Genomic DNA, 12,586 nt, shown 5'->3' with positions numbered 1-12,586 from the left:
TGAGCAATCTATTAGTGAATCCAACACTAAAAAAGCCAGTCAGCTTACACTGACTGGCTTTTCATACTTCTGATGGAACGTCAATTACTCTTGACCATCAGCCTCTGAAGCATCACTCGCCGGAGCATCATCTTGGCTCACTTGAGACTCTTCGCCTTCTGCGACTTCGCCATCAACCAATTCAGCTTCTTCAACTTCTTCGATGCGCTGTAGACCGACAACTGACTCATCGTCACCAGTACGGATCAGCGTGACACCTTGGGTGTTACGACCCACTTGGCTCACTTCTGCTACACGTGTGCGAACCAGTGTGCCGGCATCGGTGATCATCATCATCTCGTCGCCTTCTTCGACCTGGATTGCACCAACCACAGGACCGTTACGCTCAGAAACTTTAATTGAAACCACACCTTGTGTTGCACGACCTTTGGTTGGGTATTCCGCTAGCTCAGTACGCTTACCGTAACCGTTTTGTGTCACAGTCAGGATATCGCCCTCATTAGAAGGAACAATCAGCGAAACCACTTGATCGTTGTCAGCCAGTTTCATACCACGAACACCTGCGGCAGTACGACCCATGGCGCGCACCTTGTCTTCGTTAAAGCGCACCACTTTACCCTCTTTCGAGAACAGCATGATATCGCTTTGACCAGTCGTGATATCCACGCCGATAAGCGAGTCGTCATCACGTAGATTCACTGCGATCAAGCCATTAGCACGCACGTTTGCGAACTGATCCAGTGAAGTCTTCTTCACCGTACCGTCGCCCGTTGCCATAAAGATGTACTTGTCGGCATCAAACTCAGAAACTGGCAAGATAGCCGTAATGCGCTCATTCTCTTCCAAAGGAAGGATGTTAACGATCGGCTTACCACGTGCTGTGCGGCTTGCCAATGGCAATTGATACACTTTCAGACGGTAAGTCTTACCACGAGTCGAGAAACACAAGATGTTATCGTGGGTATTGGCCACTAGAAGACGCTCGATGTAGTCTTCTTCTTTCATCTTGGTTGCACTCTTACCCTTACCACCACGACGCTGTGCTTCGTAATCGCTCAGAATTTGGTACTTAACGTAGCCTTCGTGTGACAGGGTCACTACCACATCTTCGCGCGCAATCAGCTCTTCCATGTCGATATCATGGCTAGCTGCCGTGATCTCAGTACGACGTACATCACCGTAACCATCACGAACCGCCTCTAGCTCTTCACGGATCACTTCCATCAAGCGCTCAGTGCTGGCGAGGATGTGCATCAGTTCAGCAATTTCGTCTAACAGCGCTTTGTATTCGTCAAGGATCTTCTCGTGCTCTAGACCGGTTAGACGGTGCAGACGCAGCTCAAGGATCGCTTGTGCCTGAGTTTCAGTCAGGTAGTACTGGCCATCGCGGATGCCAAATTCTGGCTCAAGCCACTCTGGACGAGCTGCATCGGTACCGGCACGCTCAAGCATGCCAGCCACATTACCAAGATCCCAACCACGTGAAACCAGACCCACTTTTGCTTCGGCTGGCGTCGGTGCGCTCTTGATCAGCTCAATCACTTCATCGATGTTGGCGAGTGCCAGTGATAGCGCCTCAAGAATGTGAGCACGCTCACGCGCTTTACGCAATTCGAAAATGGTACGACGAGTCACCACTTCACGACGGTGGTCAACAAAACACTTCAACATCTCTTTTAGGTTGAATAGCTTAGGCTGACCGTTATCCAGCGCAACCATGTTGATACCAAAGGTCGTTTGCAGCTGAGTCTGTGCGTAAAGGTTGTTAAGGACTACCTCGCCAACTGCGTCACGCTTACACTCGATAACAATACGCATACCGTCTTTGTCTGACTCGTCGCGCAGTGCACTGATGCCTTCCACCTTCTTATCTTTAACCAGCTCGGCGATCTTTTCGATCAAGCGCGCCTTGTTAACTTGATAAGGGATCTCAGTAACAATGATGGTTTCTTTGCCGTTCTTGTCCGCTTCGATATCCGCTTTAGAGCGCATATAGACCTTGCCGCGACCGGTTTTGTACGCGTCAACGATCCCCTTACGACCGCTAATCAATGCCGCCGTTGGGAAGTCAGGACCTGGGATGTAATCCATCAGCTCATCGATAGTGATGGCTTCGTTGTTAATGTATGCAAGGCAGCCATCAATCACTTCACCCAGGTTATGCGGTGGGATATTGGTTGCCATACCTACCGCGATACCGGACGAGCCGTTAACCAATAGGTTTGGAATCTTGGTTGGAAGAACAGCTGGGATCTGCTCAGTACCGTCATAGTTCGGTACGTAGTCCACTGTCTCTTTATCTAGGTCAGCCAGCAGTTCGTGGGCAATCTTCGCCATACGAACTTCGGTATAACGCATTGCCGCAGCTGAGTCGCCATCGATTGAGCCGAAGTTACCTTGACCATCGACAAGCATGTAGCGCAGCGAGAAAGGCTGTGCCATACGTACGATGGTATCGTAGACCGCACTATCACCGTGTGGGTGATATTTACCGATTACGTCGCCGACAACACGGGCAGATTTTTTATATGGTTTATTCCAATCGTTGCCTAGTACATTCATCGCAAACAACACGCGGCGGTGTACTGGTTTTAGGCCATCACGCACATCTGGAAGAGCACGACCCACGATAACCGACATCGCGTAGTCTAGGTATGAACCTCTTAGCTCATCTTCTATGTTTACGGGCGTGATCTCTTTTGCTAGATCGCTCATAGAGCCATTGTCCCTCTATAGTTTGATCGTATTTACAATACGTATAAGGAGAAAAAATATAACACATAATGCGTGCTAACGGCATTACTTTCCCTACGCTTTTCACGGGTTGTGAACTATATTGCGCTCTAACTGGTGAGTTTTAATACAATCCCTGTTGGCAAGCTCAAAATACGGTTATTTTTCAATCGCTCACGCTTCATTTTTCGCCAGGATTAAAAACAACCATTAGGCAAATTAACTCGCAAAAGTGACTAGACTCCTGACCGTCATTCGCTAAGATGACCTGACTATGTTTTTGCAAGGCGACGCGAATGATTAACGGACAAAATGTCGATCCAAAGGAAATTCAAAAGTTTGAGGAAATGGCATCACGCTGGTGGGATTTAGAAGGTGAGTTCAAGCCTCTGCATCAAATCAACCCATTACGGCTCAACTATGTACTCGAGCGCGCCAACGGACTGTTTGGCAAACAGGTGCTCGACATTGGCTGTGGTGGCGGGATTTTGGCAGAGAGCATGGCGCGTCAAGAAGCCATCGTGACCGGGCTCGACATGGGGCGCGAGCCGCTGGAGGTTGCCCGCTTACGCAGCCTAGAGACGGGTATCAAGGTCAGTTATCTACAAAACACCGTTGAGCAACATGCCGCAGATAAACCGGAGCAGTATGATGTCGTCACCTGTATGGAGATGCTCGAACACGTACCTGATCCCCAGTCAGTCATAAGCTCCGTTGCCAAGTTGGTCAAACCCGGTGGTCATGTGTTTTTCTCAACCCTGAATCGCAACATCAAGTCCTACTTATTTGCTATCGTAGGCGCGGAAAAGCTTCTGAGGATTGTGCCTGAAGGCACGCATAACCACGATAAGTTCATCAAACCCTCAGAGATGATCAAGATGATTGATCACACCCCTTTAATTGAACGCGGGATCACCGGACTGCATTACAACCCACTCACTGACACCTATCGCCTCGGCTCCAACGTTGATGTGAACTACATCGTCCACTGCGTCCGCCCAAATTAGCATCAAGCGATCATAAACGAGGGGGAGTGAGAAGCCAAACTAACTGAGATACCCCTCGTCCCCCGCAGCGCAGTGAAACTCGCTCCCCGCCACTCAGGCTTGTTTGAGATCACACCCAACCGCAATCCCACCTACATTTTCACAACACAATTGCCACACTTGACAGGGTTTATTTTCAAGTCAGTTATTGGCAAAAGATCAAGTAAAATATTTTTTTCAGCGTTTAGCTTTTAATCGTTTGCTTTAATAGGTTTTTTTAAACCTAAATCTACCCTGAATTCATCGGTAAGTAGTTACTAACCATAAATTTCGATTTTTCTTTCCTGGAGCCATATGCTGTGTTGTCAATCCTTGATCAAAACTAGATATAGCACTATCTTGTACACCAAAAGGGGTTAAGGCCCTATATGTAGTGTTTTTGACAACCACGCAAGTGGATAATGATCACAAAGTCAAGCCACACATATACAGTAATTACATAGAAAAGTTACCAACAAAGTCCGCTTTGATCAGTTTTCTTAGGGAAAGACATAAGAATGAACCAACAACTTACCGTTACCAAGCGTAATGGCCGCAAAGAAAATATCGATTTAGAAAAAATCCACCGCGTTATCACTTGGGCCGCTGAGGGACTCGATAACGTCTCAGTTTCTCAAGTCGAGCTGAAGGCTCACATTCAGTTTTACGAGGGGATCACCACCACCGATATTCATGAAACCATCATCAAATCTGCTGCGGACTTGATCTCTGAGGAAACGCCTGACTACCAATACTTAGCTGCCCGTCTGGCCATTTTCCACCTGCGTAAGAAGGCGTATGGTCAATACGAGCCGCCGAAGCTTTATGACCACATCACCCGCCTAGTAGAGATGGGAAAGTATGACCAGCACTTGCTGCAAGATTATACTCGCGCTGAGCTCGACCAACTAGACAGCTATATCGATCACACCCGCGATCTTAATTTTTCTTATGCAGCGGTGAAGCAGCTCGAGGGTAAGTACTTTGTCCAGAACCGTGTATCGGGCGAGATCTATGAAAGTGCGCAGTTCCTCTACATGTTGGTATCAGCGTGTCTATTCGCAAATTACCCGAAAGACACCCGCTTGGATTACATCAAGCGCTTTTATGATGCGACCTCGACATTCAAAATCTCACTGCCCACCCCGATCATGTCTGGCGTGCGTACCCCAACTCGCCAATTCAGCTCATGCGTACTGATCGAGTGTGGTGATAGTCTTGATTCGATCAACGCGACCGCAAGCTCTATCGTCCGCTATGTATCCCAGCGTGCAGGTATTGGTATCAACGCTGGACGCATTCGCGCGCTAGGCTCTGAGATCCGCGGCGGTGAAGCGTTCCACACTGGCTGTATTCCGTTCTACAAATATTTCCAGACGGCCGTTAAGTGCTGCTCTCAGGGCGGTGTTCGTGGCGGCGCAGCGACCGTGTTTTACCCAATCTGGCACCGCGAATCACCATCACTGATGGTGCTTAAGAACAACCGCGGCGTAGAAGAAAACCGTGTTCGTCACATGGACTATGGCGTTCAGCTCAACAAAATGATGTACCAACGCCTTGTACAGGGTGGCAACATTACCCTATTCTCGCCATCTGATGTACCGGGTCTGTACGACGCCTTCTTCCAAGATCAAGACTTGTTTGAAGAGCTGTACGTCAAATACGAAAACGATTCGTCAATCAAGAAAGAAACGGTCAAAGCGGTTGAGATGTTCTCTATCTTGATGCAAGAGCGCGCCTCTACCGGCCGCATTTACATCCAGAACGTCGACCACTGTAACACGCACAGCCCATTTGATGCGCAAGTCGCGCCAGTTCGTCAATCAAACTTGTGTCTTGAGATTGCGCTTCCAACTAAGCCACTAGCGAACGTTGAAGATGAAGAAGGCGAGATCGCGCTGTGTACCCTATCGGCCTTTAACCTTGGCGCCATCGAGTCGCTGGACGACTTTGAAGAGCTCTCTGAGCTAGTGGTTCGCGCCCTGGATGCCCTGCTTGACTATCAAGACTACCCACTTCCGGCGGCGTATCGCTCAACCATGAACCGTCGTACACTCGGTGTCGGTGTGATTAACTTTGCTTACTATTTGGCGAAAAACGGCACTAAGTACTCAGATGGCAGCGCGAATGGCCTAACGCACCGCACTTTTGAGGCGATGCAGTACTACTTACTCAAAGCCTCGGTTGAACTGGCCAAAGAGCAAGGCAAATGTCCATCGTTCCACGAGACCAACTATGCCAAAGGCTTACTGCCGATCGACACCTACAAAAAAGACATCGATTTAGTGTGTGATGAGCCATTGCACTACGACTGGGACAGACTGCGTGAAGAGATCATGACCCATGGCCTGCGTAACTCGACGTTAACCGCACTTATGCCATCTGAGACCTCCTCACAGATCTCGAATGCCACCAATGGTATCGAGCCACCACGTGGCTATGTCTCGGTTAAAGCATCGAAAGACGGTATTCTCAAGCAGGTGGTGCCTGAATTTACCAAATATAAAGACAATTACGAGCTCCTTTGGGATATCGGTAGCAACAACGGCTATCTGCACCTGGTCGGTATTATTCAGAAGTTTGTTGACCAAGCTATCTCGGCCAACACCAACTATGACCCAAGTCGTTATGAATCAGGCAAGGTACCAATGAAGCAGCTGCTACAAGATCTGCTGACTGCTTATAAGTACGGCGTTAAAACACTCTACTATCACAACACCCGTGACGGTGCGAAGGACGAGCAGAAAGATGCGGTTCAGGCGCAGGACGATGACTGTGCGGGCGGCGGTTGTAAGATCTAAGTCGCACTACTGATTTGGCGGCAGATCGACTCTGCCGCTATCCAAATATAAATTAGAAAGTAATACACGATCGGTGCACGCAGCACGTTGCATGTACATCGGTCTTATAAGGAAGCAAAACCATGGCTTACAGCACTTTTAACCGCAATAAGAATGATCAGCTAAAAGAACCGATGTTTCTTGGTCAGTCGGTTAACGTGGCGCGTTACGACCAGCAAAAATTTGAAATTTTTGAAAAGCTAATCGAAAAGCAACTGTCCTTCTTCTGGCGTCCAGAGGAAGTGGATGTTTCAAGTGATCGTATCGACTTCAATGCGCTGCCTGAGCATGAGAAGCATATCTTTATCTCAAATTTGAAATACCAAACCTTGCTCGACTCGATCCAAGGTCGCTCACCCAACGTCGCGCTACTGCCGTTGGTCTCTCTGCCAGAGGTAGAGACGTGGATTGAAACTTGGTCGTTCTCAGAGACCATTCACTCGCGCTCATACACGCACATCATCCGTAATATTGTTAACGACCCTGCATCCGTATTTGACGATATCGTTGAAAACGAGCACATCCTAAAGCGTGCCGAGGACATCTCACACTACTACGATAAGTTGATTGAGATGACGAACGACTATCATCGCTACGGCGAGGGAGAGCACCAGGTTAATGGTGAATTGGTCTCTGTATCGCTATATGAGCTCAAAAAGCAACTCTATATCTGTCTGATGTCGGTGAACGCACTTGAAGCAATTCGTTTTTACGTTAGCTTTGCCTGCTCATTTGCCTTTGCTGAGCGTGAGCTTATGGAAGGTAATGCTAAAATCATCAAGCTGATCGCCCGTGACGAAGCCCTGCACCTATCTGGCACTCAACACATGATCAACCTGCTGCGCAACGGTCAAGACGACTTTGCCTTTATGCAGATAGCTGAAGAGGCGAAACAAGAGTGCTTTGACTTGTTCAAGGCGGCGGCTGAGCAAGAAAAAGAGTGGGCAGAATACCTATTTAAAGATGGCTCGATGATCGGTCTGAACAAAGACATCTTGTGCCAATACGTTGAGTACATCACCAACATCCGTATGCAGGCGGTGGGACTTGATGCAGCTTACCCTGAGGCGACAAGCAACCCGATCCCGTGGATCAACGCATGGCTGTCATCGGATAACGTTCAGGTTGCACCGCAAGAAGCCGAAATCAGCTCATACCTAGTTGGTCAAATCGATAACGAAGTCTCAGCGGATGACTTCGAGGACTTTGAACTCTAATGACCAGCATCAAGATCAACCGCGTCACAGAAATCGCCACCAGCGGCAATGAAACCTTGCTAAACGCGATGGAGCGCGCAGGCCTTGAGCCTGAGTACCATTGCCGTGATGGTCATTGTGGCGCCTGTCGCTGCAAACTGGTTTCTGGTGAAGTCGAGCAGGTTGGTTTTGCCATGGCTTACACCCATAGCGATGAGATTCTGCCATGCATTTGTAAAGCCAAAGGCGACGTGCAGCTCGAAGCGGTGCGCTATCAAACAGCGCGTGCAACGGCTTAATAAAGCAGGTGCGAGTACGTTTCACTACGGGGAGCGAGGCGACCTAAAATGCTTGGGAGTATTGCCTACTCGTTTAGACACTCTCTATCCTTATTGATGCGTAATAGATAATCTAAATAGTACTAACACGACCTGCAGCCGCAGGTCTTTTTTTACTCAACACGAACTTACTCATCACTCCCAGTCAAGGGTCTCATACCGTGCTTTAAATCCCTCACCCCTCAAACCTCGGTGCTGCTTCTAGCTTTCACTTAGTCTAACAATTTACTACTCTCACTTATTTAATAGCGTGTTAGCATATAATTTTTCACGATAATAATGACTATGTCAGTTGCTACTTGCTTTACTCTATACGTACAAGTACGCGACGATCTGAAAGTCGATGTGCAAAGCAGCGGCTACGGCATCGGACTGAGCAATACCTACCAGCTCTAAGTGCCTACCCTAGCCAACAATTGGTAATTGGGTCGATGATTTAAGCTCTCTGAGTGATAAATTGGACTGGAGGTTCGACACACCCGGGAGCTTGCGCAGTACGTTCTCCACAAACTGACTATAATCATCCAAATCTTTCGCCACTACTTGCAACACAAAATCGGTGGTGCCCGCTGTGTTATGACACGAGAGTACGTTATCTGATTGATTAATCAGTGCTTCAAACTTAGCCGTGGTCTTCTCGTCATGCAATACGCAAGACACGTGAACAAACGACAATACCCCATATCCGACTTTGCGCCGATTAAGTTGTGCCTGATAGCCCTCAATATACCCCTCCTCCTCAAGTCTCTTTAGGCGACGCCAACAAGGTGATTCGCTCAAAGAGAGCTCCGCAGCCAGCTTGGAGTTAGAGATGCGACCGTTTTTTTGCATTTGATCCAGAATGGCAAGATCAGTGTTATCAAGTTGATGCATGGCAAGAATATTCCTATGGATACGTACCAAAAGAAAGATTATTGCTAAATATAGCCAATTTCAACCAATAAATAGCAAAGTAATTTCTGTGAGGATCGGTAATATCCTCGCCAGAAAATTTTTAGTTGTTTATCGGAGAGTTAACGTGGATATCCACCTATGGTTGACGTTTTTTGGCGCGTCACTGCTCATTTCTGTCTCGCCTGGTGCCGGGGCAATCACTACTATCAGTAATGGCATCCGCTATGGCCTTAAAGATACCCTGCCCGGCATTGGTGGGCTGCAATTAGGTTACGCCATGCAAGTCATTATCGTGGGTGTCGGCCTAGGCGCGCTTCTCGCCTCTTCCGTGGTGGCGTTTCAAGTTGTTAAATGGTTAGGTATCGGATACCTAGTCTACCTTGGCTACAAAAAATTCACCGAGCAACCACAAGCGATTGAGTTTGGCCAGAGTGCGAAACAATCAGCGAAGAAACAGTTTTTCGCCGCTGCACTTATCAACCTGACTAACCCTAAAGTGACGGTATTTTTGGTCGCCTTTTTCCCTCAGTTTCTCGATCTCAACGGCGATCTTCTCAGACAGTACCTGATCCTTGGAAGCACTGTGGTGCTGGCAGACTGCTTGGTTATGTTGGGCTACGCGATCTTGGCATCACGTCTATCAAATGTGCTCAACAACCAAGCCCAACAGCGCATCCAGAATAAGCTCTTTGGTGGACTGTACATGGGTGTCGCAAGCGTAATGGCTGCCGCTTAAAATCAGGGCCGGGAAGCAAGTCGTATCAAGCATGAGCCTAACTTCCACAAACAGGACAGTCATGATATCGCTCAATTAGTGAGTTGAGTTTCACTTTTCACCAAGGTGTGAGGTGTCCAAAGTTAAATTGGACAGTCACGTTAAGAGTTTTAGTAGGCCAAAACTTGAGTTAAACCTCCATTAACTGGACAGTCATGTAAAGCTACTAAATGGACAGTCATGCAAAGCCAGTCATACTTTTCGCTGGCTGTTGTTGAAATAAACGTTCACTTCGCCAGGTCTTTACTGTTATTCAAGCTATTTGGAGGCAAACATGAAGACCTGGTTTGTTTTCTGGCTGAGCATTGCTTGGCTGTTACCACTGAGTGCTAATGCGGCCTCGATGAACGGATTTCAGCTCGACAACCTTACGGTCCCTGCTGATGAGATCTTATCCGGTGGCCCTGGTAAGGATGGGATCCCTGCGATCCTAGAGCCAAAATTTGAGCCCGGTGTCAGCGCAGATGTTCTATCAGGTAGCGACATCGTCCTTGGCATTCATCTCGATGGTGTCAGCAAGGCTTATCCGATCGCTATCTTAAATTGGCATGAGATAGTCAACGATCGCATTGGCGACAAGGATTTTATTGTTTCATATTGCCCACTGTGTGGCTCAGGTATGGCGTTTCAAACCAACGCTGGCCAGCAAATCATGACCTTTGGCGTTTCAGGCCTGTTGTATAACTCTGATGTGTTGATGTATGACCACCAAACCCAGTCATTGTGGTCGCAAATCCGCGGCGCCGCAGTCAGCGGTCGACGTTCGGGGCAAACACTGGATCAACTACCACTCAAACTCACTCGCTGGCAGCAGTGGCTGAGCGATCACCCTGACACACTGGTGCTCTCAACCGACACCGGCTTCAGTCGTGATTATCGGCGTGACCCGTACGCAGGCTACAGTGATACCCCATTTTTGTACTTCCCCGTTGCACAGCTAGCACCTTCAACCTACTCGACAAAAGAGACTGTGCTGGGTTTTCATCACAATGGCGTCAGTGTCGCCTTCCCGTTTTCAGAGCTTCGTGCTAACAACCAAGCCGAATTTAGTTATCCGCTTGGAGAGCAAGAGCTCAAGGTACATTGGGATGAAAATAACCAATCGGCCTGGATCACCGATGCCAACGGACAACCGCTGGCATCAACACTGTTATACTGGTTTGCGTGGTATGCTTTCTATCCGGACACTCAAGTGTTTAGCGCTCAATAACCCTTTAACCGCAGACAATTCAGGTTAGAGACGTTTACTTGGCAGCATATCCGTCACCGAACCATCCACCAGCTCAGCGGCAAAGGCAAAAGTTTCCGCAAGCGTTGGGTGCGCATGCACCGTCGCCGCAATATCACTGGCACTGCCGCCGAAATTCATCACACTAACGGCCTCGTGGATCAGCTCGCCCGCATTTTCACCACAGATAGCCGCACCAATCAACTTACCACTTTGGGCGTCAAACAATGCCTTCGTCGCGCCATTGGTAGCGCCCACGCTCTGAGCTCGTCCACTGGCTTGCCACGGCACTTTACCCACGCGATAGTCGATACCGTCGAGCTTGGCCTGCTTCTCTGTAAGACCAACCCAGGCAATCTCTGGGTGTGTATAGGCAACCGACGGAATTTCTGGAGTATGATGAGGTGTATCCAGACCAGCAATCGACTCGGCAGCACATTTACCCTCATGGGTGGCTTTGTGGGCCAACATCGGGCCATCAACAATATCACCAATGGCAAAGACATTGCCTATGTTGGTGCGCTTTTGATGATCAACTTTGATTAAGCCACGCTCATCAAGCTCAATGCCTAAGTCGTCTAAACCAATCCCTCGGGTATTCGGTCGACGACCAATCGCAACCAGCACAGCATCAAAGCTTGCTTGCTCTGGTGCTTTACGTCCTGCAAACGTCACATCGATGCCCTCTGGCTGTGCAGTCATTGAGGTAACTTCGGTGGCAGTAAGGATTTGATAACGCTTTTTGACCGCTTTAAGCAGGGGCTGCAGGATATCTTTATCAGCGGCCGGGATCAGTTGCGACTGGGCCTCGACAATAGTGATCTGTGAGCCAAGCGCCGCATACACTTGTGCCATCTCAAGCCCAATGATGCCACCGCCGACAATCAATAACTTTTCAGGAATATGACTCAGTGATAGTGCATCAGTGGAGTTCCATATGCGTGTATCGTCTGGGGCAAACGGTAATGGGGTTGAATGTGAGCCTGTGGCAATAATGGCGTGCTTAAAATTCACCAGTTGCTCTTCATCGCCTCTAACCGAGACGCTATGGCGATCGATAAACTGGCCGCGGCCTTGTAATGTAATCACTTTACGCGCTTTTGCTAACTGCGCAATACCACCTGTTAGGCGCGCAATGGTGCTCTGCTTGTGCTCACGCAGGGTATCAAGATTGACCGTCGGCTTAGCAAACTCAATACCAATTGCCGCGCCACTCTGCGCCTGTTCAATCAGTGACGTCGCATGCAACAGCGTCTTTGATGGAATACAACCGACGTTGACACAGACCCCTCCTAGGGTGTCACGCTGCTCGACGATACACACAGATAAACCGAGATCCGCGGCGCGAAAAGCAGCGGTGTAACCACCGGGTCCACCACCGAGTACCACTAAATCTACGTTGATAGATCCTGACATTCATAACTCCTTGTACTTTCTATACGAGTAAGCCCAACTGAACCTACTCGCAATCCTAATTTGCCTGATGGCCTTATCGTATTGTTTAAACTAACACTTTTGTAGGTCATTTAGCTATAATAAAAGCACTAACATCAATGA

9 protein-coding genes are annotated in these 12,586 nt (G+C 48.6%); 6 read left to right on the top strand and 3 right to left on the bottom strand.

The annotated features are described in order from the left end of the window. Positions 1-84: 84 nt before the first annotated feature. The gene (gene gyrA / locus ACZ5R2_RS09440; protein WP_464902008.1) at positions 85-2,715 is read right to left on the bottom strand and encodes a DNA topoisomerase (ATP-hydrolyzing) subunit A; all 2,631 of its coding nucleotides are present in this window, start codon (positions 2,713-2,715) and stop codon (positions 85-87) included. A gap of 314 nt (positions 2,716-3,029) precedes the next feature. On the opposite strand from gyrA, the gene ubiG reads away from it, so the two are divergent. The 4 genes from ubiG to yfaE all read left to right on the top strand — a co-directional run bounded on the left by ubiG (position 3,030) and on the right by yfaE (position 8,093). Then, positions 3,030-3,740: a bifunctional 2-polyprenyl-6-hydroxyphenol methylase/3-demethylubiquinol 3-O-methyltransferase UbiG gene (ubiG, locus tag ACZ5R2_RS09435; protein ID WP_464902007.1), complete on the top strand. Its 711-nt coding sequence runs from the start codon at positions 3,030-3,032 to the stop codon at positions 3,738-3,740. Positions 3,741-4,276: 536 nt separating this feature from the next. Next, positions 4,277-6,559 (top strand): class 1a ribonucleoside-diphosphate reductase subunit alpha, encoded by a 2,283-nt coding sequence (nrdA, locus tag ACZ5R2_RS09430; RefSeq protein WP_464902006.1) that lies wholly within the window; start codon positions 4,277-4,279, stop codon positions 6,557-6,559. 122 nt (positions 6,560-6,681) lie between these two features. Continuing rightward, complete coding sequence (gene nrdB, locus ACZ5R2_RS09425; protein ID WP_464902005.1) at positions 6,682-7,815, top strand: class Ia ribonucleoside-diphosphate reductase subunit beta; 1,134 nt, start codon at positions 6,682-6,684, stop codon at positions 7,813-7,815. Then, entirely contained in the window at positions 7,815-8,093 is a 279-nt protein-coding gene (gene yfaE, locus ACZ5R2_RS09420) for a class I ribonucleotide reductase maintenance protein YfaE (protein WP_464902004.1), read from the top strand. Before nrdB ends, yfaE begins: the two co-directional genes overlap by 1 nt. A 444-nt stretch (positions 8,094-8,537) precedes the next feature. Here the strand turns inward: yfaE and ACZ5R2_RS09415 are convergent, their stop codons facing one another. After that, complete coding sequence (locus tag ACZ5R2_RS09415; protein WP_464902003.1) at positions 8,538-9,005, bottom strand: Lrp/AsnC family transcriptional regulator; 468 nt, start codon at positions 9,003-9,005, stop codon at positions 8,538-8,540. Between the two features lie 145 nt (positions 9,006-9,150). Between ACZ5R2_RS09415 and rhtB the strand changes: the two genes are divergently transcribed. Then, positions 9,151-9,762: a homoserine/homoserine lactone efflux protein gene (gene rhtB / locus ACZ5R2_RS09410; RefSeq protein WP_464902002.1), complete on the top strand. Its 612-nt coding sequence runs from the start codon at positions 9,151-9,153 to the stop codon at positions 9,760-9,762. Between the two features lie 313 nt (positions 9,763-10,075). Then, on the top strand, positions 10,076-11,011 hold the full coding sequence (locus tag ACZ5R2_RS09405) for a DUF3179 domain-containing protein (RefSeq protein WP_464902001.1): 936 nt from the start codon (positions 10,076-10,078) through the stop codon (positions 11,009-11,011). Between the two features lie 24 nt (positions 11,012-11,035). Here the strand turns inward: ACZ5R2_RS09405 and lpdA are convergent, their stop codons facing one another. Further along, positions 11,036-12,445, bottom strand: a complete 1,410-nt coding sequence (gene lpdA / locus ACZ5R2_RS09400; RefSeq protein ID WP_464902000.1) for a dihydrolipoyl dehydrogenase — start codon at positions 12,443-12,445, stop codon at positions 11,036-11,038. Between the last annotated feature and the right edge of the window lie 141 nt (positions 12,446-12,586).

This window comes from Vibrio sabulosilitoris (genome assembly GCF_055391395.1).
This window is presented reverse-complemented; position numbering and strand designations above follow the sequence as displayed.